General features: G+C 70.5%; 28 protein-coding genes. 4 read left to right on the top strand and 24 right to left on the bottom strand.

All coding sequences use genetic code 11. The features are described from left to right. Window positions 1–23 precede the first annotated feature (23 nt). Window positions 24–395, top strand: coding sequence for a DUF423 domain-containing protein (locus PG878_RS05455; RefSeq protein WP_209029466.1), 372 nt, complete (start codon window positions 24–26; stop codon window positions 393–395). Window positions 396–522: 127 nt separating this feature from the next. Here PG878_RS05455 and PG878_RS05460 read toward each other — a convergent pair whose 3' ends face one another. From PG878_RS05460 to PG878_RS05515, 12 genes are all read right to left on the bottom strand, one after another. Continuing rightward, window positions 523–1,077, bottom strand: coding sequence for a hypothetical protein (locus PG878_RS05460; RefSeq protein ID WP_311186024.1), 555 nt, complete (start codon window positions 1,075–1,077; stop codon window positions 523–525). A 122-nt stretch (window positions 1,078–1,199) separates the two neighbouring features. Then, a complete protein-coding gene (locus PG878_RS05465; protein ID WP_209029468.1) occupies window positions 1,200–1,796 on the bottom strand; it encodes a hypothetical protein in 597 nt (198 codons plus the stop codon). Continuing rightward, entirely contained in the window at window positions 1,793–2,602 is an 810-nt protein-coding gene (locus PG878_RS05470) for a M15 family metallopeptidase (protein ID WP_209029469.1), read from the bottom strand. Before PG878_RS05470 ends, PG878_RS05465 begins: the two co-directional genes overlap by 4 nt. An 83-nt stretch (window positions 2,603–2,685) precedes the next feature. Beyond that, complete coding sequence (locus PG878_RS05475; protein WP_209029470.1) at window positions 2,686–3,504, bottom strand: APH(3') family aminoglycoside O-phosphotransferase; 819 nt, start codon at window positions 3,502–3,504, stop codon at window positions 2,686–2,688. 250 nt (window positions 3,505–3,754) lie between these two features. Continuing rightward, window positions 3,755–4,348: a PH domain-containing protein gene (locus PG878_RS05480; protein WP_209029471.1), complete on the bottom strand. Its 594-nt coding sequence runs from the start codon at window positions 4,346–4,348 to the stop codon at window positions 3,755–3,757. After that, the gene (locus PG878_RS05485) at window positions 4,345–4,644 is read right to left on the bottom strand and encodes a hypothetical protein (protein ID WP_209029886.1); all 300 of its coding nucleotides are present in this window, start codon (window positions 4,642–4,644) and stop codon (window positions 4,345–4,347) included. Before PG878_RS05485 ends, PG878_RS05480 begins: the two co-directional genes overlap by 4 nt. A gap of 1 nt (window position 4,645) precedes the next feature. After that, window positions 4,646–4,822 (bottom strand): DUF4177 domain-containing protein, encoded by a 177-nt coding sequence (locus tag PG878_RS05490; RefSeq protein ID WP_209029472.1) that lies wholly within the window; start codon window positions 4,820–4,822, stop codon window positions 4,646–4,648. Further along, window positions 4,819–4,998 (bottom strand): type II toxin-antitoxin system antitoxin, encoded by a 180-nt coding sequence (locus tag PG878_RS05495; RefSeq protein WP_010341193.1) that lies wholly within the window; start codon window positions 4,996–4,998, stop codon window positions 4,819–4,821. The genes PG878_RS05490 and PG878_RS05495 overlap by 4 nt, the downstream gene beginning before the upstream one ends. After that, window positions 4,995–5,285, bottom strand: a complete 291-nt coding sequence (locus PG878_RS05500; RefSeq protein WP_209029473.1) for a hypothetical protein — start codon at window positions 5,283–5,285, stop codon at window positions 4,995–4,997. Before PG878_RS05500 ends, PG878_RS05495 begins: the two co-directional genes overlap by 4 nt. A 13-nt stretch (window positions 5,286–5,298) precedes the next feature. Continuing rightward, on the bottom strand, window positions 5,299–6,171 hold the full coding sequence (locus tag PG878_RS05505) for an SPFH domain-containing protein (protein ID WP_209029474.1): 873 nt from the start codon (window positions 6,169–6,171) through the stop codon (window positions 5,299–5,301). 362 nt (window positions 6,172–6,533) lie between these two features. Next, the gene (locus PG878_RS05510; RefSeq protein WP_209029475.1) at window positions 6,534–7,160 is read right to left on the bottom strand and encodes a DapH/DapD/GlmU-related protein; all 627 of its coding nucleotides are present in this window, start codon (window positions 7,158–7,160) and stop codon (window positions 6,534–6,536) included. Then, window positions 7,150–8,301: an aromatic ring-hydroxylating oxygenase subunit alpha gene (locus PG878_RS05515; protein ID WP_209029476.1), complete on the bottom strand. Its 1,152-nt coding sequence runs from the start codon at window positions 8,299–8,301 to the stop codon at window positions 7,150–7,152. The genes PG878_RS05510 and PG878_RS05515 overlap by 11 nt, the downstream gene beginning before the upstream one ends. A gap of 194 nt (window positions 8,302–8,495) precedes the next feature. Here PG878_RS05515 and purT point away from each other — a divergent pair, with 194 nt between their 5' ends. Continuing rightward, window positions 8,496–9,683: a formate-dependent phosphoribosylglycinamide formyltransferase gene (purT, locus tag PG878_RS05520; protein ID WP_017916348.1), complete on the top strand. Its 1,188-nt coding sequence runs from the start codon at window positions 8,496–8,498 to the stop codon at window positions 9,681–9,683. Window positions 9,684–9,762: 79 nt separating this feature from the next. Here purT and PG878_RS05525 read toward each other — a convergent pair whose 3' ends face one another. The 7 genes from PG878_RS05525 to PG878_RS05555 form a co-directional block, all read right to left on the bottom strand. Next, window positions 9,763–10,398, bottom strand: coding sequence for a hypothetical protein (locus PG878_RS05525; RefSeq protein ID WP_209029477.1), 636 nt, complete (start codon window positions 10,396–10,398; stop codon window positions 9,763–9,765). After that, window positions 10,395–11,036 (bottom strand): hypothetical protein, encoded by a 642-nt coding sequence (locus tag PG878_RS05530; RefSeq protein WP_244672424.1) that lies wholly within the window; start codon window positions 11,034–11,036, stop codon window positions 10,395–10,397. Before PG878_RS05530 ends, PG878_RS05525 begins: the two co-directional genes overlap by 4 nt. Window positions 11,037–11,043: 7 nt before the next feature. Then, window positions 11,044–11,802, bottom strand: a complete 759-nt coding sequence (locus tag PG878_RS05535) for a PhnD/SsuA/transferrin family substrate-binding protein (protein ID WP_209029478.1) — start codon at window positions 11,800–11,802, stop codon at window positions 11,044–11,046. Beyond that, window positions 11,799–12,299, bottom strand: coding sequence for a PAS domain-containing protein (locus PG878_RS05540; RefSeq protein WP_209029479.1), 501 nt, complete (start codon window positions 12,297–12,299; stop codon window positions 11,799–11,801). The genes PG878_RS05535 and PG878_RS05540 overlap by 4 nt, the downstream gene beginning before the upstream one ends. Before the next feature lie 9 nt (window positions 12,300–12,308). Continuing rightward, window positions 12,309–12,671 carry a roadblock/LC7 domain-containing protein gene (locus tag PG878_RS05545; RefSeq protein WP_010341183.1) on the bottom strand — a complete coding sequence of 121 codons (363 nt, stop codon included), beginning with the start codon at window positions 12,669–12,671 and terminating at the stop codon, window positions 12,309–12,311. Window positions 12,672–12,899: 228 nt separating this feature from the next. Then, window positions 12,900–14,132: an endonuclease/exonuclease/phosphatase family protein gene (locus tag PG878_RS05550; RefSeq protein WP_209029480.1), complete on the bottom strand. Its 1,233-nt coding sequence runs from the start codon at window positions 14,130–14,132 to the stop codon at window positions 12,900–12,902. A gap of 91 nt (window positions 14,133–14,223) precedes the next feature. Next, window positions 14,224–15,051, bottom strand: a complete 828-nt coding sequence (locus tag PG878_RS05555; protein ID WP_244672450.1) for an arginyltransferase — start codon at window positions 15,049–15,051, stop codon at window positions 14,224–14,226. 131 nt (window positions 15,052–15,182) lie between these two features. On the opposite strand from PG878_RS05555, the gene PG878_RS05560 reads away from it, so the two are divergent. Continuing rightward, window positions 15,183–15,806 carry an EF-hand domain-containing protein gene (locus tag PG878_RS05560; RefSeq protein WP_209029482.1) on the top strand — a complete coding sequence of 208 codons (624 nt, stop codon included), beginning with the start codon at window positions 15,183–15,185 and terminating at the stop codon, window positions 15,804–15,806. A gap of 205 nt (window positions 15,807–16,011) precedes the next feature. Here the strand turns inward: PG878_RS05560 and PG878_RS05565 are convergent, their stop codons facing one another. The 3 genes from PG878_RS05565 to PG878_RS05575 form a co-directional block, all read right to left on the bottom strand. Beyond that, window positions 16,012–16,533, bottom strand: a complete 522-nt coding sequence (locus PG878_RS05565) for a putative signal transducing protein (RefSeq protein WP_209029483.1) — start codon at window positions 16,531–16,533, stop codon at window positions 16,012–16,014. 10 nt (window positions 16,534–16,543) lie between these two features. After that, the gene (gene tesB / locus PG878_RS05570; protein WP_010341175.1) at window positions 16,544–17,452 is read right to left on the bottom strand and encodes an acyl-CoA thioesterase II; all 909 of its coding nucleotides are present in this window, start codon (window positions 17,450–17,452) and stop codon (window positions 16,544–16,546) included. 170 nt (window positions 17,453–17,622) lie between these two features. Further along, a complete protein-coding gene (locus PG878_RS05575; RefSeq protein ID WP_209029484.1) occupies window positions 17,623–18,402 on the bottom strand; it encodes an enoyl-CoA hydratase/isomerase family protein in 780 nt (259 codons plus the stop codon). A 34-nt stretch (window positions 18,403–18,436) separates the two neighbouring features. On the opposite strand from PG878_RS05575, the gene PG878_RS05580 reads away from it, so the two are divergent. Further along, window positions 18,437–18,883, top strand: coding sequence for a copper chaperone PCu(A)C (locus PG878_RS05580; RefSeq protein WP_209029485.1), 447 nt, complete (start codon window positions 18,437–18,439; stop codon window positions 18,881–18,883). Between the two features lie 220 nt (window positions 18,884–19,103). Here the strand turns inward: PG878_RS05580 and PG878_RS05585 are convergent, their stop codons facing one another. Together PG878_RS05585 and uvrA are read right to left on the bottom strand one after the other, a co-directional pair. Next, window positions 19,104–19,511 (bottom strand): acyl-CoA thioesterase, encoded by a 408-nt coding sequence (locus PG878_RS05585; RefSeq protein WP_209029486.1) that lies wholly within the window; start codon window positions 19,509–19,511, stop codon window positions 19,104–19,106. After that, entirely contained in the window at window positions 19,511–22,507 is a 2,997-nt protein-coding gene (gene uvrA, locus PG878_RS05590) for an excinuclease ABC subunit UvrA (RefSeq protein WP_209029487.1), read from the bottom strand. Before uvrA ends, PG878_RS05585 begins: the two co-directional genes overlap by 1 nt. Window positions 22,508–22,577: the final 70 nt, after the last annotated feature.

The raw sequence follows: 22,577 nt of genomic DNA on the forward strand, positions 1-22,577 counted from the left end.
CCGCGCTCCTGGAGAAACAGCCTATGTTGACGTTCGATCGCCGTGCGCGCGGGCCGTTCTGGCTGTGCAGCGCCGGCGCGCTGCTGGCCGCCGCATCCATCGGCCTGTCCGCCTATGCCTCGCACGGCGTGGCCGAGCCCCTGGCGCAATCGCACCTGCAGACCGCGGCGCTGTACGCCTTCGGTCACGGCGTGGCGCTGGCGGCGCTGGGACGCCGAAGCGAGCGCCTGCTCGGGCGCCTGGCGCTGTGCCTGTTGCTGCTCGGCACCTTGTTGTTCTCCGGCAGCCTGGCCGGCAACGCGCTGGCGCAGTGGCCGACCCGGCTGGCGCCGATCGGCGGCACTACGCTGATGCTGGGCTGGCTGCTGTGGGCGGTGGATGCGCTGCGGCGCTGAGCCGGATTCACCTCGGCATCGGGTGATGCAAGCCAGGCGCAGCGGGTAAGTGCGCAACGACGTACTTGAGACTTGCAGTTGCGCAACTTGAGCAGTTCGGCTCGATTCGGCCGCCGCGGTGGGGGACTCAGGGTGTCGGCGCTGCAGGCGCGCTGGCGGTCGTGGCCGCGTTGCTCGGTTCGGCGCTTGTGGATGGGGTGGATGGCGGGATTGTGGGCGTGCGGAACAGTGGGTCGTCGCTCAGCCTTGGCCGTTGCGACGATGGGAAGCGTCGTTCCTGTTGCAGCCAGCGGTGGTATTGGAAGGTGCCCCGCGCTGCGCTCAGATAGGCCAGCGCGATCAGTACGGCGATGCCCAGGCCATTGATGCTGCCCCCCAGCAGATAGCCGACGCGGATGAGGACGTAGACCGCCAGTTGCAGGCACGCGGCGATGCGGCTCTTGCGGTAAGTGCCATAGGCGAGTCCGGCGACCAGCAGCGTGCCGAGGCCATAGGCGATGCCCTCGAAGACATCGTCGCCGAGGAAGGCGCGTACGCCCAGCGCAAGGTTGATCAAGGCCATCAAGCTGGCGACGATCCAGCCGGCGGCGATCTTGCGCAGGATGGTATCGGGCGCTTCGGCCAGGAACGCCGCGATCTGTGCGCTCTGCGCATGCGGCGCGGCGTAGGGATTCTCGGGCACGAATGCAGCTTCCGTTTGCGTCGGGCGATCCCTCGACAACGGCTTGCGATGCCAAAACTTTACCGCGCGATGCGTGGCCTGCGTGGGCGATCGCCCGCGCTGGGGTGTGCCACGCGCCGCGCTCAGCGGTCGCCGACCAGCTCCACCTGCGTCTGCAACCGCACCCACGCGTCCTGGCTGGGGTCGTTGACCGTGACCTGCACGGTGTAGGTGCCGAGCGGGTCGCTGTCCTCGAAGCGCAGTTGTACCGACAGCGGCGCCAGTTCCAGCAGGCCGGTGGCGGCCGGTGGGCCGCCCATGCCTAGGGGGCGCATCGGATCCTGCAGCGTCGTGCCGCCATCGGGGCCGAGCATGCGCAGGCTCATCTGCGCATCGCAGGCGCCGCCGTTGTTGGGGCTGGGCGCGCAGCCGGAATACAGCAACGCCACCCGCACCAATTGCCCGCGGCGTACGCGCGCGATCGTGCGCAGGTTGGGCGCATGCGCGGCATCGGTCTGCCCCCACTCCTGCGCGAAGGTGGCGAAGTCGGCGTCGTCGGCGATCTGCAGCGCAGCGGCGAAGGCCTTGTCGTGGCCGCGCTCGGCGCTGTCGGGCAGCGCGCGCCCCTGCGGGTCATGCCATTGCGCGGCGGCGCAGGTGGGCAGGGCCAGGGCCAGGAGGGTCAGTGCCTGCCAAGTGGCGGTGCCGGCGCGCGACCGGCGCGTGTGGGAGCGGATCATGTGCGAGCGGCCTCCTGCCAGCACCAGTGCCAGGGTTCGTAGACGATGCCATGCGGGTTGTCGCGTGGATAGCTCATGCGGTAGCCGAAGGCGCCGGCGTGCGCGCGCAGCCAGGCGAAGGCCGGCGTGCGCTCGAAGCTTTCCTCGGCCGGCGGCTCGCCCAGCGTGCCGATGTCCAGGGCGTGCCCGCTGTGGTGCTCGCTGAAGCCCGGCGCGGCATTGACCGCGAGGATCTGTTCCAGGGTCTGCCCGCGGGCGAACTTGCGCGCGAAGATGCCGAGTTGATACGCGTGGCTGCGATAGCCCGAGATCGCCTCCAGCACCACGCCATCGCGCGCGGCGGCATGGCGCAGCGCATGCCAGGCGCGTGCGGCGCCTGCGCTCAGCCACAGCGGGCGGCGGTAGCGGTCGGCGCCTGCCGCGTGCAGGGTGGCCGGTTCCGGCTGCAGCGGCAGGCCGGTGCGCTGCGCGTAGGCGTCGGCGGCCAGGCCCAACTGGTCGAGTTGCGCCTGCAACGCGTGCAGCGGCAACCAGGCCCCGGCATCGCGTGGTGTGCCGCGTGCGGGAAGGGCGTCGAGCCGATCCAGCGCGGCCTCGATGCCGGGTTCGTGCATCAGCCGCGGCACCAGTGCGTGCAGCCCGTGTGCGTTCGCGCTCGCCAGGTAGCGCCCGTCGTGCTTGCGCCGCAGCAGCCAGGTCGCCTGGGCGAGCTGACGCGCGTCGGCGTTGCTGCGGGCGCGCAGCCGCGCGGCCGGCAGCAGTTCGATGGCTTCGGTGTTGAGCAGCAGGTGGGGGACGGTGCGCATCGGCACAGGGTAGAGCCAAGCACCGTGGGCGGCCAGTCGCCGGGTGATCCAGTCGCGACCCACACGACAGGGGCAGGCGCGGCTCAGAAGAACTCGTCGAGCAACTGATGGAACTGCAGCCGCGTGAGGTCCGGCGTGGCGATGCCGTATGCGGCGAAGAAGTGGTCGGCGAGCGCCGGGCCGAATTCGTCCAGGCAGTTGGCCAGGATTGCCAGGTCCTGGTACGGATCGGCGACCCCGGCGCGGCCGAGATCGATCACCCCGACGACGCGGTCCGGCGCGTCGAGCAGGATGTTGTCCAGCGAATAGTCGCCGTGGCACAGCACGCGTTCGCTGGCCAGCGGCAGCAGCGCGGTCATCGCCTGCCACACCGCGTCCGCCGACCAGCCGGCACGCGCCTCGTTGAAATCCTCGGTGTCGACTTGGCCCGCCTGCAGCCGGCGTTGCGCGGCGGCCAGGCGCAGCGGGTGGCTGGCGTCGAACGGGCAGGTGTCGATCGGCGTGGCGTGGAAGGCGCGCAGGAACTCGGCCAGCGCCTGCACGATGCGCTCGGCCTGCGCCGGCGCCTCCTGCAGCCATTGGTAGGCGGTCTTGCCCAGCAGCGCTTCGCTCAGCAGCCAGGCGCCGGCGGCGTCGGCCTCGAAATGCAGCACGCGCGGCACGCCGCGTGTTCCGCGCAGGCAGTGCAGCCGTGCGAACTCGTCCACCACGTCGTCGTGCGAGGTGCCGGTGCCACGCTTGAGGTACAGATCCGGCGTGCCGGCGCCGCCGAGCCGATAGACCTGGGCGCCGGCTTCGCCGACCAGATTGCGGTGCCAGTGCAGCCCGTGCAGCCGCGCCGACAGCGTCGGCGGCAGCGCCGGTGCGGTGGCGGGAATCTCGCGGGGCGCTACGTCGTCCATCGGGCCGATCCTCGAGGCGTCATGTGGCGGGCGACGTCGTCGCCGTCGTCGCGACGCGCGTGGCTGGCGACGAGGACACGCGTGGCGGGTGTTCCAGCATATCGCCTCGCAGCTGCCAGAACGCTCGTCGCGGTGTGCTCCACGGATCGGGCGCGTCGCACCGCGAGACCTTGCCGCACCGCGCAGCATGTCGTGCCCGGCGCGGCCGGTCGCAGCAGCGGCCGACGCGGCGAGGCGAGACGCGCCGGACTCAGGCCATGCGGCGCGCCGTGCTGCGGGTGTCTTCGCCGCCGCGCGCCGTCGCCGCGAGCGTCTGCCATTCCAGCAGCACCTGCCGGGGATGTTCGACGCTGAGCAGCAGCCAACCGCCGTCGTGCAGCGGAACGGCCAGGACGCGGTCGCTGGTGATCAGGCAGAACGCCTTGTGTCCGTCGCGGGTGCGGTAGTGGCCGGCGTGGAAGCCGGGATAGCCGAAGCCGAACAACTTCAGTGCCGGCTTGAAGCCGGTATGCTCGGACAGCGCGACCACGCGCGCGCTGTCCACGCGCAGGGCGGCCAATGGCACGCGCTTGGTCAGGAAGGTCGCACGCACTTCCAGCAGGCCGTCGCGCAGCAGCACGCGCTGCCGCGCGAAGGTGGCGGTGCCGGCCACGCCGATCAGCGCCAGCAGTCCGAAATGCCACCAGAGCGCGCCGGGTCGCGCGGCGTGCAGCGCGAACGTGCCGATCACCGCGGCGACCAGCAGCAGCGGCAACCACAGCCACAACGCCAGGCCCAACCGATGCGCCGGCGCCACCGGATACTGCCGTGCCGGCGAGGGCGATGCGGATCGCAGCCGGCTCATGGAGCGGCGCCGTGGCTGGCGGGCAGGGTGCGCATCCAGGCGCCGACATCGGCGATCAAGGCCGGGTCGACGTGGCCGGGCGTGGCGTACTCGGCCGGTCCGGGCGCGCCGGTGCCGGCGATGCCAAATTGGTTTAAAGCGGGGGAGCGGCGCAGGTCGGATTCGACCTCAGCGAACTCGCCGGCCTGCAGGCGATCCAGCAGCGCGCTGGCGGTGCGGTGCGGCGCCGTGGCCAGCGAAGCGAGCTGGCCCAGCGGCGCCACCCGTGCAGGCGCGATGACCGGATGAGGGCGCACGTCAGGCCTCCCGCTTGAACATCAGCAGCGGTTTGGTACCCGGCAGTGCGATGACGTTGACCAATTCCCAGCCGAGCTTCCCGTGCTTGTTCAGATCGGCCTGCAATTCGTCCAGTTTCAGCCCCAGCATCAGATTGGTCTTGGCCTCGACGGTGAGGTACTCCCAGCGCTTGCTCATGCTTCTGGCTCCTTGTCGTCACGCGGCTTGGGCAGCCGCCCTGCCTTGCGCAGCGCGTCGCGCAACACGTATTCGATCTGCGCGTTGAGGCTGCGCAGTTCGTCGTCGGCCCAGCGCTGCGCCGCCGCCAGCACGTCGGCGTTGATGCGCAGCGGATAGGCCTTCTTCTCGCTCATGACCGCTCCCGCCGCGCCGCGTCACTGCGCCGCAGGTGCAGCAGCATCGACACGATCAGCGCGTTCACCGTCAGCAGCAGTGCGATCGCCACCGCGTAGACGCCGGTGCGCTGGCCGCCGGTCCAGTACAGCGCCGCCGCGCCGATCAGGATCGCCAGGCCGATCAGCGCCCAGCGCAGGCCCAGCCCGCGCGCGCGGTCGTCGCCCTTGCCGCCGACCCAGGCGGCGATGACCAGGGCCGGCAGGCCGGAGAGGGCGAGCGCCAGCGGCGCGAGGGCGGCATGCATGGACATCGGCACCTCAGTACAGCGAGCCGGCGTTGACGATCGGCTGGGTGCCGCGATCCGAGCACAGCACGGTCAGCAGGTTGCTGACCATGTGCGCCTTGCGCTCCTCGTCCAGCGCGACCACGCCGTTCTTCTGCAGTTCGGCCAGGGCCATTTCGACCATGCCCACCGCGCCGGCGACGATGCGGGTGCGCGCGGCGATCACCGCGTTGGCCTGCTGCCGCTGCAGCATCGCCTGGGCGATTTCCGGTGCGTAGGCGAGGTGGCTGATGCGCGCCTCGATCACGTCCACGCCGGCCTGGGTCAGGCGTTCGTCGAGGTGGCGCTTGAGCTGTTCGCTGATCTCGTTGGGATGGCTGCGCAGCGAGATCTGCCCGTCCTCGTGCTGGTCGTAGGGATAGCTGGTGGCCATCGCGCGCAGCGCCGCCTCGGACTGGATGTGCACGAAGCTCTCGTAGTCGTCAACGTTGTAGACCGCTTCGGAGGCATCCATCACCTGCCAGACGATCACCGCGGCGATCTCGATCGGGCTGCCGTCCAGTTCGTTGACCTTGAGCCGGCCGCTCTCGAAGTTGCGCACGCGCTGGCTGACCTTGCGCTTGCTGAAGAAGGGGTTGTTCCAGCGCAGGCCGGGGTCCTTGACCGTGCCCACATAGCGGCCGAACAGGCTCAGCACCGCGGCCTGGTTCGGTTCCAGTGCGTACAGGCCGACCACCAGGAACAGCGCGACGGCCAGCACCGGGATCGCGACCAACAGGGTCCACGGCATCGCCGACGGCTGCAGCACGCCGGTGGCAATGATCGCGCCGGCGCCGGCCACGAACACCAGGACCAGGCCCACGATCATCGGAATGCCGGGCAGGGAGGAACGGGGCTGCTCTTTCATGGTGGACGTCCTTGGGTGGTTGGACGAGAAGATATCAAATTGATATCAGGTTGCAATAGGGCTGGGATGGGGGAATCGGGAATGGGGAATCGTGGAAGCGGGTTCATGGGGACCGGTGGGTCTAGGGGAACCTTATGAATCTCCGCTTCCCGCCCACGCGCGGTATCCGCTTTTGAGGATCGGTAGGGCACTGAAGTCGCGAGGTATGAAGGGGCAGGTGCTGCGATGGCTGCCCGGGCGTCGATTTGGCGGGCGTCGGCCGGTGTGCATCCGCCGGCCGCGTGCTGTCACGCCGCGGCAGACCCAGCGCTTTTACGATTCCCCAATCCCGATTCCCGATTCCCGGCCGCCGAGGCGGCCACTCACCCGCCGAGGATCAACACCGGCGTGCGGAAACCGCTGAGGTGATGGGTGCCGGTGGCGATGTCGCTGCGGTAGCGGCCGGGGATCTCGATCTGGCAGCGTTTGCCGATGCGCACGCCGGGGCCGATGTCCACCTGCCGGCCGAGCGTGGCCTGGGCGCCGATCTGCGCTTCGGCGCCGAGCGTCGCGCCCGCCTCGATCCACGCCGAGGCGCCGACCTTGACCGCCGATTCCAGCACCGCCGCCGCGCCGATCCAGGCGTTGAAACCGATGTCGCAGTGCGCATCGACGATGGCGCCGGCGCCGATCGCGCAGTTCTCGCCGACGCGCGCGCTGGCCGCCACCTGCGCGCCGCGGCAGATCAGTGGCGGCATCTTGAAACCGCGCGCCTTCAGTTCGCCCATCAGTTCCTGGCGGCGGAAGTTGAGGAACTGCGGGCCCCAGGCGACGAAGGCGGTGGCGCCGGTGTCGGCCAGTGCGTGCAGGGCATCGAGGTCGAAGCGGTAGTCCTTGCCCTGCGCCACGTCCAGCGGATGCAGCACGCAGTCCGGCGCCGCCTCGGCCCAGGCCGCCAGCGCCCAGCGCAGCAGCGTACCGCTGCCGACCACGTATTTGTCAGAGGACATGGCGGCCCTCCATGACGTCCATGTACCAGCGTTCGATCTGCATGTTGGCGTGCTCGTAGTCGCCCAGCACGGCGCGCGGGGCGCCGGCGCGCAGTCCCGACTGCACCTGTTCCATGATCTCGATGTCCTCGCGCAGCACCTTCTCGGCGCCGTGCAGGTGCCCCAGCAGCACCGCGTCCGAACCCGGATAGCGCTGCTTCTTGCGCGCGGTGACGTAGTAGACCAGCAGGTCGGTGCGCTGCGCCGACACCGGCTGGTGGTGCTCGATGATGAAGGAATAGCCGCCCGAGCCCGAGGCGATGTGCAGGTTCGGGTACAGCAGCCAGTTCAGATACCAGTCGTCGTTGCCGAAGCGGTCGACGTGCGCATGCCAGGGGTAGTGCGCCATCGCCACCAACGGCTCATTGAGGCCGCCGCTGCTGAACGTGCGCAGCCGCGCCAGATGCGCCTCGCGCGAGGCGCTGCCCTCGGCGTGGTAGCGGCGCGCCTCGGCGACGCCGGCGTCGTCCATCTGCACCTGGAACTTCACCTGCTGCGCCAGCGTGCGCGCGTGTACGAAGCGCGGGTGCAGCGCATCGCGCAGGTTCTCGTAGGCCAGCTTCCAGTTGAAGTCGGCCTCGAAGGTCGCCACCAGCACCTCGTCGTCGAACTGCTCGGAAGCGGCGCGCAGCATCTCCAGCGCCTCCAGCGAGAACTGCGTCTCCAGCGGCATCGGCTCGGGCGACAGGTTCACGAACACCAGCTTGCCGATGCAGGCTACCGCGAAGCGGCGCAGCCGCAGGCAGGCGCGCGCCTCCGGTGCCAGGCGGTAGGCATCGTCCTGAAAGGGAATGTTGTCCACGCCGCCGTCGGCGCCGTAGCGCCAGCCGTGGTAGCTGCAGACCAGCGGGCGCACGCCCTGCGGTTGCTGTTGCAGCGGGTTCTGCCGGTGCAGGCACAGGTTGTCGAAGGCGCGCAGTTCGCCGTCGATGTTCTGCACCACCACGTCCACCCCGCACACCGAGCGGCGCACGAAGGCGTTGGGCTTGTCCAGCAGCATGCGCGGGGCCACGAACTGCCACAGCGGCTTCATCAGGAGTTCGCGCTCGCGCGCGAACCACGCCTCGTCGATGTAGGCCTCGGCCGGCATCAGCGACTGCATGGGCGCTCCCCGGCGGTGCGGCAGGGCGTGCCGTGGCGGTTTCCGGCGCTGCGTGCGTGCATGGCGACATCCCCAGTGACGCTGCAGAAGATAGCACCTCGCTGCGGGAAGGCGATGGCGCAGCCGGCCCTGTGCCGGCGTGGGGCACCGGCCCGTTAGAATATGGTCCCCCTCTTCGCGCAGGCGCCGCCGCCATGGTCACTCTGGGAACTCCGCTGTCCGCTTCTGCCACCCGCGTGCTGCTGCTCGGCTCCGGCGAACTGGGCAAGGAAGTGGCGATCGAACTGCAGCGCTTCGGCGTGGAGGTGATCGCGGTGGACCGCTATGCCGATGCCCCGGCGATGCAGGTCGCGCACCGCAGCCACGTGGTCGACATGCTCGATGCGATGGCGCTGCGCGAACTGATCGCGCGCGAGCAGCCGCACCTGATCGTGCCGGAGATCGAGGCGATCCACACCGAAACGCTGGTGGCGCTGGAGCGCGACCTCGGCCAGCGGGTGATTCCGACCGCGCGTGCGGCGCGGCTGACCATGGACCGCGAAGGCATCCGCCGCCTGGCCGCCGAGACCCTGGGCCTGCCGACCTCGCCGTACCGCTTCGTCGACACGCCCGAGCAGTACCGCGAGGCGATCGCCGCGGTCGGCCTGCCGTGCGTGGTCAAGCCGGTGATGTCGTCCTCCGGCAAGGGCCAGAGCACGTTGCGCAGCGCCGCCGACATCGATGCGGCCTGGGAATACGCGCAGACCGGTGGCCGCGCCGGCGCCGGCCGCTGCATCGTCGAAGGCTTCATCGACTTCGAGTACGAAATCACCCTGCTGACCGTGCGCCACGCCGGCGGCACCGCGTTCTGCGATCCGATCGGGCACTGGCAGAAGGACGGGGACTACCGCGAGAGCTGGCAGCCGCAGCCGATGTCGGCGCTGGCCCTGCAGCGCGCGCAGGACATCGCCCGCGCGGTCACCGACGACCTCGGCGGCTGGGGCCTGTTCGGCGTGGAGTTGTTCGTCAAGGGCGACGAGGTCTGGTTCAGCGAAGTGTCGCCGCGGCCGCACGACACCGGCCTGGTCACCCTGGTGTCGCAGGAACTGAGCGAGTTCGCACTGCACGCGCGCGCGATCCTCGGCCTGCCGATTCCGGCGATCCGCCAGAACGGCCCGTCGGCTTCGTGCGCGCTGCTGGCGCACGGCGAAGGCGTGCCGCGCTTCGGCAACGTCGACGCCGCCCTGCAGGCGCCGGACACCGCCCTGCGCCTGTTCGGCAAGCCCAGCGTGCACGGCCACCGCCGTGTCGGCGTGACCCTGGCCCGCGGCGCGAGCATCGACGAAGCGCGGCAAACCGCCCGCGACGCCGCCGCCGCCCTCACCATCGACCTAGACGCATAAAACTGCGAGCGCTCGGAAAGCGGGGCCAAAGGCGGACCCGCTTTCCCATTCCCCACTCCCGTTTCCCCATTCCCAGCCTCTAAGCCGGTGGCGCAAACCGTGCCGCTGCCAGGCGGATGCTCCACACCAGTTCCACCATCGCCAGGTTGTTGAGCAGGGCCTCGCCGCCCAGCACCAGCCAGTAGCCGGCGCCGTCGACCCAGAACGGCACGAACGACCAGTCCGGCAGCAGCAACTGCGGCTCGCTGTAGAACGCCACGTAGCGATGCGCGCCATGCCAGCCGCGCGCGCTTTGGCGTTGGGCGAAGCCGGCAAAGTCGGCGGCGGCCGCGCTCAGCGTCTCGGCCTGTTCCTGGTCCAGGCCGGCATGGCCCAGGCAGAAGCCGCTGTCGGAGGCCAGCACCGCGCGGCGTTCGGCCGACAGCGGGGCGATCACATGCTGGGCGAAATCGTCCAGGCGGATCTCCGGGCCTGGCACCGCGCGTCGCAGCAACTGCACCCATTGCTGTTCGCGCGCGTCCTGCAGCAGGCGCTGCGCGTCGCCGCCCACGCGCTGGCGCCATTCCTGCAGCGACAGCGCGCCGTGCGCGCCGAGCAGCAGTTGCAGCGCGCGCTGCATGCGGTCGGGCGTGGCGCTGGCGAAGCCGTGCAGCACCCCGTGCGGGGTCGGCATCAGCCAGATCGGTTCGAGGCTGGTCGGTTCGGGGGCGGTCATCGCGGCGCACTCGCGCTGGAAAAGGACAGGGCGTCGACGCTGCGGCCACCCAGCGGCTCGCGCTGCTGCAGCCAGCGCGCGGTGCTGTCCCAGCGGTCACCCAGGGCCAGCGCGTGGCGGCGCAGTTCGCGGGTGGCGAGCATGAAGGCGAGCTTGTCCTGGCAACTGATGCAGTAGTCCAGGAACTCGCGCTCGCAGCGCGCCGCGGCGATCGGCGCGCCGTCGCACAGCGCGTCCACCACCTCGCGCACCATCCGCCGCGAATGATCCGGACTGGCCCGGCGCACCCGCGCCGGCACGTCGGCCGACGGCCGCGCCAGCACGCTCCAGCGCGTGGCCAGGGCGTTGATCGGCAGCAGCGCGTGGCCCTGGCTGTGGCGCTGGAACGCCTCGGCCACGTGCGGCGGCAGATGCGTCGCGGCCATCTGCAGCGCCAACTGGCGCAAGGCGATGTCGTGCCGCGGCAGGGCCACGAACAGGTCGGCGAGCACACCCTGGGTCGGCTCGTTGTCGTGCAACTGCAGCGCCGCGTGCAGCCGCGCCAGGTGCGCGGCGGCGTCGCGCGGGTCGCGCAGCAACGCACGGGCATGGGTGCGCATCACCAGGCGTGCGGGATCGCGAGCGGGAGGGGTGGGCATGGGCGCCTCAGTCCAGCAGGGTGTCGATCAGGTCGATCATGAATTCGGCGTCCTCCATCGCCATCGCCTCGAAGCCGCGCTCCAGGCCCAGCGCGTCGAGCACTGCCTGGTCGTCGCGGTGCGCGGCATCGCCGAGCGCCAGCAGGGCATCGCGCAGCACCGGCAGTTGCTGCGTGCCCAGGCGCGGATGCGCCAGCAGCACATGGCCGATGTCGCACAGCGCGCTTTCCACCAGCGGGCGCAGCCGCGCGCGGGTCAGCCGCGACAGACCGTGGTAGGCGGCGGCCAGGAACAGGCCGGCATCGGCTTCGCCCTCCAGCAGCAGCCGCGCCACTGCGGCGTAGCTGCTGGCCGGGCGCCAGGCGATGCGTTCCGGCTCCAGGTCGGCCGGTTCCAGCAGGCGCAGGCCGATCAGGCGCACGTCGTGGTTGGCGGTCAGCGCGATGCGGCAGCCGTAGGGCAGGTCTTCCACGCAGCGCGCCGGCGCCTCGGCTGCGGTCGCGATCACCACCTCGTCGGCGTGGCCGCGCGGCCGCACCAGCGGCAGGTAGCCGCGGTCGCGGATCAAGGCGCTGGCGTCGAACGGGCTGGCGTACACCAGGTCGACGACGCTGTCGTCCAGCAACTGCCGCTGTTCGGCGGCATCGGCCGGCATCAGCAGGCGCAGGCCGATGCCGGCGCGTCGCTGCAGCACCGTGCTGAGCAGATACCAGCCACCGAAGTATTCAGGCGCGAAGTCCGGCGCGACCAGGAACGTACAACTCATGCCGGCGTCTCCGCGCGTTCGTCCTGCAGCCATTGCGCGTACAGCGGCTGCAGCGCCTCGATGCGCCGTCGCGAGGGCTTGCGCCGCACCGAGGTGAAGCCGACCACGCGGCCGTCGCGCACGTTCGGCAAGGCAGTGGCGTAGACCCAGTAGCAGGCGCCGTCGCGGCGCAGGTTCTTGACGTAGCCGTGCCATTTCTCGCCGGCCAGCACGGTGTCCCACAACTCGCGGAACGCGCGTCGCGGCATCTCCGGGTGGCGCAGGATGCAGTGCGGGGCGCCGATCAGCACCTCGCGCGGCCAGCCGCTGAGTTCGACGAAGGCGTCGTTGGCGTGGGTGATGACGCCGTCCAGGTCGGTGCGCGAGACGATCAGGCGTCCGTCCGGGTAGGCGACCTCGCGCTCGCTCCAGTACACGGTACGGCGGCTGCCATCGTGATAGCGCAGCTCGGCGCTGCGGTGCGGCGCGTGCGGCGGATCCATCGGCGGCAGCGGCATGGCGGCGCCCTACAGGATCTGCTGCAGCGCCTGTGCGGCGCGCTTGATGTCCAGGAACACCAGGCCGAGCCTGGCACTGGGCTTGGCCAGCACGGTGAGCACCGCCTCGCGGCCGGCTGCGCTCATGATCACGTAGCCGAGTTCGCCCTGGATCAGCACCCGCTCCAGCGTGCCGCGCGCCAGTTCGCGCGCGCTGCGTTCGCCCAGCGCGAGCAGCGCCGCGGACATCGCGCCGACCCGGTCCTCATCCATGCCCTGCGGCATCGCCGAGGCGATCATCAGCCCGTCCAGGGAGATCAGCGCCGATGCCTCGATATCGGCGGTGGCGCCGTTGAGGCCCTCCAGCGCCTGTTGCAACTGTTGCGTTCGCATGCTCGCCTTCCGCTTGCGCATCCCGACCGGGTGCGGGAGGCATTGGACCGCGTCGGCGCGGGTTTGCCCTTGATCTGGATCAAGGCCGATGGCGGTGCTTGGCGCGGCAGGCGGACCCCGGGCTACGCGGGCCATGGTCTGCCAGAAAAAGCGCGGCGGCCCAGGGAGCCGCCGATGCCGTGCTGCACGGGCCGCGTCGCGACCTGCGCGGTGTTCTCTCGCCTTCGCTTACGGTCCCGCGGCGACGTCGACCCAGACCAGATGATGGTCGCTGCCGTCGGCGATGGCGGCGGCGGGATCGCTGGATGCCGGCCAGAACACGCCGCTGTCCAGGTAGCGGAAGCTGCGCGACGGCAGCACGTAGTCCAGACGCATGGTGCCGGCCTTGGGCCCGAAATCGCCGGTGACCTGCTGCGGCGGGCCGCGGTGCGCGACGCCGTCGGCCGCGTAGGCGCGCGTGGTCTCCTCGCCACCGGCGCTGCGTGGGGTGGAGTACTGCAGCACGCGCGGATGCGTCACCAGCGCACGGATCGCGTCGTGGCGGCCCTCGCCGTCGATCACGTCGTTGTTGAGATCGCCGAGCATCACGAACTGCGCATCGGCGGCCAGTCCGCCGCAGCGGCCGGCGTCATCGCACAGCCAGCGCGCCGTGCCGCGGCCGGCATCGTCCAGGTACTCGCGCCAGAGCCGCAGTTCGTCGTGGTTGCGCGCCGCGTTGCGCTTCTCCGCGCCGTCGAACACCGGCGGGGTCGGATGCGACACCAGCGCATGCAGCACGCCCAGCGGGGTGCGCACCGGCACGTCCCAATGCGATTTCGACGACAGCCGCAGCTGCGCCCACACCGCGTCGCTGTAGAAGAAGCGGCCGGTGGCCGGATCGACCGGTCGCAGCGCCCCGGGCATCGCGCTCCACTTGAACAGGCGGAAGCTGCGCACCGCGGCGGTGTCGATCGGGTATTTGGACAGCAGCAGCATGCCGTACTGGCCGGGATGCAGGCCGTAGCCCCAGGCGTCGTTGCCGCGCGCGCGGCCCTCGCCGCCGACATGGCCGTCGTTGTCCAGGTCCAGGCCGCTGGGCACGCCGGTGTTGACCGGCGCCAGGTAGCGGTACGGATAGCGCAGCGCCGCGCCGCCGTGCGGCTGCGGCACCGCCAGGTAGCGCTGCTCGAACAGGTCGGCGGCGCGGTGCGCGTCGTCGTAGTCGAATTCGTTGAGCAGCACCAGGTCCGGGCGCACCTGCTGCAGCACTGCGGCGATCTTGCGCGCCTGCGCGCTGTCGCCCTGCAGCGCGGCGATCAGGCCGCCGGGTTCGTCGGCATTGAGCGAGGTGTTGTAGGTGGCCAGCCGCAGCGTCGTGGCGGCTGGCGCGGCAGCGTCGGTCATCGGGGAGGAAGTGGGAGCGGTGTGCGCGCAGGCGCCGCACAGCAGGGTCAGGGCGAGCAGGAGGAGGCGTGATGTCATGCGTCCAGTTTCGCATGCGCTGCATGTCGGCACGATGGCGCAAGCGCCCGTGGCGGCACCGGCTGGGCAGCGCTGCGCCGGTGGCCGTCGGCTAGCCGCCGAGCTGGCGCAGGTAGTCGTCGAAGTCGCGCCAGTGGCGGCCGTCGTAAGCCTGCAGCGGCCGGAAGCGGCGCTTGTAGTCCATCTTCTGGTGGCCGCGGATCCAGTAGCCCAGGTACAGGTGGCGCAGACCCTCGCGTCGCGCCCAGGCGATCTGCTGCAGGATCGCGAGCGTGCCCAGGCCGCGTGCGCCGGCGTCCGGGTCGTAGAAGGTATAGACCGCCGACAGCGCCTGCTCGGCGATGTCGGTGACCGCCACCGCCAGCAGCGGCCCACGCCGTCCGTCGGGCAGGCGTTGCCGCAATTCCAGGAAGCGCCCATGCGACCAGCGGCCGATCAGGAACTGGTCGAACTCGTGCGCGCCGTGATCGTCCATGCCGCCGCCGGGATGGCGATGGCGCAGGTAGCGTTGATACAGCGCCAGTTGTTCCTCGCTGCGCTCGGCGGCGACGATGCGCACCTCGATATCGGCATTGCGCGCCAGGCAGCGGCGCTGGCTGCGATCGGGCACGAAGTCCTCGATCGGGATGCGTACCGCCACGCAGGCGCGGCAGTGGTCGCAGTGCGGGCGGTAGACCAGGTCGCCGGAACGGCGGAAGCCCCAGCTCAACGCCAGCGGATACAGCGCGCCCAGGCGCGGATCGTGCGGGTCCAGCACCAGGTCGCGCGCCTGCCGCTCGGGCCAGTAGCCGCACGCGTGCTGGCCGGTCTGGAACAGCCGCAGGTCGTCGCTGGCGTCGGAGTGGATGGCCATGCGCCGAGCATAGCGCTTCGCCATCGCAGGGGCCGCGACTGTCCGCTCCATGAATACGGCCGGCAGCCGGTCAACCGTGGCGGCGACGGGGCGTTGTCTGCAGGGAAGGCGCCACGGTGTCGGCCCGATGCACGGCCGCTCGCGGCGCCGGACGCCTGCCGTCCCGGCAGGTTCCCATCATCCTCAGGGAGTGACCCATGAAGTCTCGCAATCCGCTGCTTGCCCTGGCCGTGCTGGCCGTGCTGTCCGGCGCCGCCTACGCCGTTACTCCGCCGCCGGCCGATCCTGCCGCGCCCGCCGATGCCGGCGGCATCGCCGCGCTCGACAAGAACGGCGACGGCGTCATCGACCGCAGCGAGGCCGCCGCCGATCCGCGCCTGGCCGAGCATTTCGACGCGCTGGACAAGAACCACGACGGCAAGCTCAGCCGCGACGAGTGGCCGCGTCACGGGCGCCATGGCGGCCGTGGCGGCCCGGGTGGCCCGGGCGAACACGGCGTGCCCGGCGCGATGATGGCCAAGCTGGACACCAACAAGGACGGCCGCATCAGTCGCGCCGAAGCGCAGGCCGATCCCAAGCTCGCCGCGCGCTTCGACAAGATGGACGTGAACAAGGACGGCTACATCGACCGTGCCGACTTCGAGTTGCGCGCCAAGCAGCATCGCGATGCCTGGTTCGCCGCTGCCGATACCAACAAGGACGGCATGCTCAGCCGCGCCGAGTTCGATGCGGCGCAGGCCAAGCGCTGGGCGCATCGGCCAGACGGCCCGCGCGGTGGCGACGCACCGCCGCCGCCGATGCCGGCTCCGGACAGCAACTGAGCCATCCGCCGCGGCGATGGCCGCGGCGTCTCTGCACCAAGGCGCCGATCGACAGCGCCCCTGCGCCCCTCGCGCAGGGGCGTTTTTTTATGTGGGAGGAAACCTGCCGCCTCGCGTCGCGCCGTCATGCACGGGAGACGATCAGCGGCTGGCTGTCACCACCCCAGGCGACATCGCGCAGGCATCGCCTTGCGCTTGGCGCGGCTCAGTTGCCGCGCGGTGCCGGCTGCACGCGTACGCGCACTTCGTCGCTGCCGGTGTCCTGCGCAGGCGCCTTGGCCGGCTGCGTCGCGGCGGGTTGCGCCGGTGCGGCGGTGGGCGCGCGGTTGTCGCGATGGCGCAGCACGGTGATCAGCGCCACCGCGCCGATCGCCAGCAGCAGGGCGATGCGGATGCGCCAGGCCCAGCGCTTGCCGCCGTCCGCTTCCACCTGCGAGCGGAACTCGTTCAAGTAGGGCGCACGGCCCTGTTCCGGGTCGCGGCGGGTGCTGTCGAGCAGGCCGGCGTCGCGCAGCAGTTCGCGTGCGCGCGGCTGGTCGTTGGCATGCACCACCCACACCGTGGGCTGCGCCTGCGCCGCCACCGGGTCGAGATAGCTGAACTGGCCGCTGCGGCGGGTCCGGTAGGAGCGGCCGTTGCTCAGCCGCACCTCGATGCCGGCATCGCGCAGCAGGGCGGCCACGCCTTCGGCGGTTTCCACGCGTTGGCTGCTGAAGATCTGGCGCATGTTCGTGTCCTCAGCGTTTTGCCGGCACCTGCGCCGCGGCGTCGGCGTCGGGAACCACGCGGATCAGGCCTTCCTGCGCGGTGCTGGCCACTAGGGTGCCGTCGCGGGTGAAGAACTGCCCGCGCGCCAGGCCGCGCGCGCCCTGCGCGCTGGGGCTGTCCAGCGAGTACAGCAGCCAGTCGTCGGCGCGGAACGGGCGGTGGAACCACAGCGCATGGTCGAGCGAGGCCATCTGCACGTTCGGCGTGTAATAGCTGATGCCGTGCGGAAAGGTGGCGGTGCCGAGCAGATGGAAGTCCGAGGCGTAGGCGAGCAGCGCCTGGTGCAGTTCCGGCGCATCGCCGACCGGCTCGCTCAGGCGCAACCACATCTGCTGGAACGGCGGGCGCTTGGGCGGATTCAGTTCGTCGCGCGGATACACGTGGCGGAACTCGAAGGGACCGCCGCGCGAGAGCCAGCGCTGCACCTTGGTCGGCAGCGTCGCCAGCACTTCCGGACGCGCCGCCGGCGTCGGTTCGATGTCTTCCGGCTGCGGCACTTCCGGCATCTTCAGCTGGTGGGTGGCGCCGTCCTCCTGTTCCTGGAACGAGGCCGCGCAGAAGAAGATCACCTTGCCGTGCTGGATCGCGGTGACCCGGCGGACCGAGAAACTGCCGCCGTCGCGGGTGCGGTCCACGTCGTAGACGATGGGATGCTCGATGTCGCCGGCGCGCAGGAAATAGGCATGCAGCGAATGCACGCGGCGCGCGTTCTCCACCGTGGCCTGCGCCGCCGACAACGCCTGACCCAGCACCTGGCCGCCGAACACGTACTTGGTGCCGATGTCGCGGCTCTGGCCGCGGAACAGGTTGTCCTCCAGCCGCTCCAGCGACAGCAGCTCGATCAGTTCGGACACGACGGGGGCGGGCTTGGCGGACAAGAGGCGGGGCCTGGCGACGGACGTGCCCCGATTATACCGGGCCGCCCGCGCCCGCCCGCGCGCCCGTGGCCGCGTCATCGCTCGGGCGTGGACGCAGGTCCACTCCCTCTTCCTTGCCACGGACGCGCGCGATCCCTGCGCGGCACCCCCGGGAATGAAGGGGCAGCTGCCTAGCCCTTGCCGAGCCGCGCCGCCAGCGCGCGCAGCGCGGCCTGGGTGTCCGGCGCCTGCCAGTCGTCGATCAGCCGCTCCAGGCCAATGTGCTCGTCGGCCAGCGCCGCGCGCAGGTCGGCGCGGGCGATGGCCCGGGTCTGCAGCATCGGCTGCCGAGGCCGCTTCAGCAGCTCCAGCAGCCACGCAAGCGCACGCGCCACCACCAGGTCGGCGTCGACCAGTTCGTCGACCAGGTCGATCTCCAGCGCGCGCTCGGCGCTGACCAGGTCGCCGCCGACCAGCAGGCGCTCGGCGCGGTGCGCGCCGACCACGCGCCGCAGCAGGCGCTGGATGCCTTCCGGCGCGACCAGGCCGACCTGGGTCTCGTTGAGCCCGATGGTGACCGGGCGCGCCGGCTCGGAGCTGCGCGCCATCACCCGATAGTCGCAGCACAGCGCCAGCACGCAGCCGCCGGCCGGGGCGTGGCCGGTCAGCGCCGCCACCACCGGCATCGGGCTGGCGGCCAGCGCGCGCGCCGCACCGAAGAACTGCTGCCAGCTGCCGAGCAGCTTGGCGCGGTCGTCGCCGTGACTCAGCAGGTGCGGCACGTCCATGCCGGCGGAGAACAGGCGTTCGTTGCCCGACAGCACCAGGCCGTGCGCGCCGTCGGCGCCGGCCTGCTCGATCGCCTGGATCAGCTGCCGGCACAGGTCGGTGTCCAGCGCATTGACCGGCGGCCGCGCCAGGCGCAGCTCGCGGATGGGGCCGTGGTTGATCACGTCGATGAGCGTCGTCATGCTGCGGTCTGCTTTCGAAGAAGGAATCGCGGCGATGATAACCAAACCATTCGCTGGCGTATTGTTCGTGCTGTGCGCGGCCGCCACCGCCGCGTCGGCCGCGCAACCGGCCTGCGTCACCCTCGAACAGGGCTGGGTGCGGCTGCCGCCGAATCCGGCGATGCCGATGACCGCCGGCTACGGCGTGCTCCACAACGGCTGCGCCAAGCCGGTCACCGTCACCGGGGCCAGCAGCCCCAGCTTCGGCGATGTGTCGCTGCACGAGACCACGGTCGTGGCCGGCGTCAGCCGGATGCGCGCGGTCGAGCGCGTGCCGTTGGCGCCCGGCGCGCGCGTGGAGCTCAAGCCCGGCGGCATGCACCTGATGCTGATGCAGGGCAAGGGCGCGCTGACCGAAGGCCAGGCCGTGCCGCTGCAGTTGCAACTGGACGGTGGCGGCGAGGCCGATGCGACGCTGACCGTGCGCAAGCAGGCGATGTGAGGAAGCCTCCATCGCGAGAAGGAGCCTTCTCCATGTCGTAGGAGCGGCTCTTGTCCCCTTTTGTGGGGTCAGCCGCGACGCGCGAAGCCATACGTCGGCCGACAGCATCCGTCGTCGGGACTGAAGTCCCTCCCACAAGGGGCGCGCGCCGCTCCCGCGTGGGCAGCGCCACTGCAAAGGCGGACGAGGCGCCGGGACGTGCCCGGCGCAAGCGCAGGCGTCAGCTCGTCGCCTTGCGCACGGCCTCCGGCAGCGGCGCGCTCTTGCCGGTCTGGGTGTCCATCCACACCACGACTACGTGGCCGTCGGAGTACAGCCGGCTCTCGTCCTGCTGGTCGACGATGCGGTGGCCGATGGTCACGCTGCTGGTGCCCAGGCGCTCGACGAACAGTTCGACCAGGATGTCGTTGGGCCACACGATCGGCGCGCGGTAGTTGACGTTGGTCGCCGCCACCACCGGGGCGATGCGGTCGCGCATCGACACGCCTTCCACGCCCAGCATCCAGCGCACGCGCGCCTCTTCCAGGTAGGAGATGTACTTGGCGTTGTTGACGTGGCCCATGCTGTCCATGTCGCGCCAGCGCACGCTGATCGGGATGCGCGCCAGGATCTTGTGTTCGCTGCTCATCAAACGTCCTTCTTCTTCTTGGTGCCGGTACCGGTGGTGCTCTTGCTGGCCTTGCCGCTCTTGGCGGCCACGGCCTTCTTCGCCGGCTTTTCCGGCTTGACCTTGCGTGGCGGGCGCGCATCGGGCTTGTTGGCCATCGCCGCCGGCTGCTCCGGGCGCGCGCTGGTGGAGGGCAGCATCCGTGCCAGGAACTGGCCGGTGTACGACTGCGGGCAGGCCGCCACGTCTTCCGGCGTGCCGGTGACCAGGATGGTGCCGCCGCGGTGGCCGCCTTCCGGGCCGAGGTCGACGATCCAGTCCGCAGTCTTGATCACGTCCAGGTTGTGTTCGATCACCACCACGGTGTTGCCTTCGTCGCGCAGCTTGTGCAGCACGCCCAGCAGCGCCTCGATGTCGTGGAAGTGCAGGCCGGTGGTCGGCTCGTCGAGGATGTACAGGGTGCGGCCGGTATCGCGCCGCGACAGTTCCTTGGACAGCTTCACGCGCTGCGCTTCGCCGCCGGACAGGGTGGTCGCGCTCTGGCCGAGCTTGATGTAGCTCAGGCCCACGTCGACCAGCGTTTCCAGCTTGCGCGCGATCGACGGCACCGGCTCGAACAGCTTCAGCGCATCCTCGACGGTCATTTCCAGCACGTCGTTGATGTTGAAGCCCTTGTACAGGATCTCCAGCGTCTCGCGGTTGTAGCGCTTGCCGTGGCAGACGTCGCAGGGCACGTACACGTCCGGCAGGAAGTGCATCTCCACCTTGATCAGGCCGTCGCCCTGGCAGGCCTCGCAACGGCCGCCGCGCACGTTGAAGCTGAAGCGGCCCGGCGAGTAGCCGCGCGAGCGCGCTTCCGGCACCTGCGCGAACAGTTCGCGCAGCGGGGTGAACAGGCCGGTATAGGTGGCCGGGTTGGAGCGCGGGGTGCGTCCGATCGGCGACTGGTCGATGTCCACGACCTTGTCGAACAGGTCCAGGTGCTCGATCTCGCGGTACGGCGCCACGCTGTGCGAGGCGCCGTTGATCTCGTTCGCCGCCAGGGTGAACAGGGTGTCGTTGATCAGCGTCGACTTGCCCGAGCCGGACACGCCGGTGATGCAGGTCAGCAGGCCGGCCGGGATGTCCAGGTCGACGTTCTTGAGGTTGTTGCCGGTGGCCCCGCGCAGGTGCAGGGTCATCTTCGGATTGGCCTTGTGGCGCTTGGCCGGGATCTCGATGCGGCGCTTGCCGGACAGGTATTGCCCGGTCAGCGAACGCGGCGCCTTGAGCAGATCCTGCACGCTGCCCTGGCCGACCACCTCGCCGCCGTGCACGCCGGCGCCGGGGCCGATGTCCAGCACGTAGTCGGCCAGGCGGATCGCGTCCTCGTCGTGCTCGACCACGATCACCGTGTTGCCGAGGTCGCGCAGGCGGGTGAGGGTGCCGAGCAGGCGTTCGTTGTCGCGCTGGTGCAGGCCGATCGACGGTTCGTCGAGCACGTACATCACGCCGACCAGGCCGGCGCCGATCTGGCTGGCCAGGCGGATGCGCTGCGCCTCGCCGCCGGACAGGGTGTCGGCCTTACGCTCGAGGGTCAGGTAATCCAGGCCGACGTCGACCAGGAAGCCCAGCCGCTCGGCGATCTCCTTGACGATCTTGCTGGCGATCTCGCCGCGCCAGCCGGGCAGGTCGAGCTGGCGGAAGAAGCTCAGCGCGTCGTCGATCGGCAGCACCACCAGGTCCGGCAGCGGACGGTCGGCCACGAACACGTTGCGCGCGGCCTTGTTCAGGCGCGCGCCCTTGCAGTCCGGGCACGGCCGTTCGCTGATGTACTTGGCCAGTTCCTCGCGCACTGCCGGCGATTCGGTCTCGCGGTAGCGGCGTTCCAGGTTGGGGATGATGCCTTCGAAGCGATGCTTGCGCTGGGTGCGGCCGCCGGCGTCGGTGAAGTAGGTGAAGGTGATGGTCTCGTCGCCGCTGCCGTACAGCACCGCCTGGCGCACGCTCGCCGGCAGCGACTGCCAGGGCGCGTCGACATCGAACTTGTAGTGCTTGGCCAGCGAGGCGATCAGCTGGAAGTAGTACGCGTTGCGACGGTCCCAGCCGCGCACCGCGCCGGCCGACAGCGACAGCTCCGGATGCACCACGACCCGATCGGGATCGAAGAACTCGGCCACGCCCAGGCCATCGCAGCTCGGGCAGGCGCCCATCGGCGCGTTGAACGAGAACAGGCGCGGTTCCAGCTCCGGCAGCGAGTAGTCGCAGACCGGGCAGCTGTACTTGGAGGAGAACAGGTGCGGCGCGGCCGCGGTGTCGTCCAGCGACTGCACCGCCACCATGCCGTCGGCCAGCTTCAGCGCGGTCTCGAAGCTCTCGGCCAGGCGCTGCTTGATGTCCTCGCGCGGGCGGAAGCGGTCGATCACCGCCTCGATGGTGTGCTTCTGGCGCAGCGCCAGCGCCGGCACCGCGTCGATCTCGTACAGCTCGCCGTCCACGCGCACGCGCACGAAGCCCTGCGCGCGCAGTTGCTCGAACACCTGCGCATGCTCGCCCTTGCGCTCGCGGATCACCGGCGCCAGCAGCATGTAGCGCTGCTCCGGGTCCAGGGTCAGTACCTGGTCGACCATCTGGCTGACCGTCTGCGCCTCCAGCGGGTAGCCGTGGTCGGGGCAGCGCGGCTGGCCGACGCGCGCGTACAGCAGGCGCAGGTAGTCGTAGATCTCGGTGATGGTGCCGACGGTGGAGCGCGGGTTGTGCGAGGTCGACTTCTGCTCGATCGCGATCGCCGGCGACAGGCCCTCGATGTGATCGATGTCGGGCTTCTCCATCACGCTGAGGAACTGCCGCGCGTACGCCGACAGCGACTCCACGTAGCGGCGCTGGCCTTCGGCGTAGATGGTGTCGAACGCCAACGAGGACTTGCCGGACCCGGACAGGCCGGTGATCACGATCAGCTTGTCGCGCGGCAGGTCGAGGTCGAGGTTCTTGAGGTTGTGCGTCCGCGCGCCGCGGATGCGGATGTAATCCATCGCCATGAAGAGATTCCGGAATGTGCCGGCCGTGGCGGTGCCGCTGGCCAGTGTGGGGGCGGAAAGGGGACGGCAA

Origin of the sequence: Xanthomonas hawaiiensis, assembly GCF_031834635.1 — a bacterium.
In the GTDB taxonomy this organism is placed as follows: Bacteria; Pseudomonadota; Gammaproteobacteria; order Xanthomonadales; family Xanthomonadaceae; genus Xanthomonas_A; species Xanthomonas_A sacchari.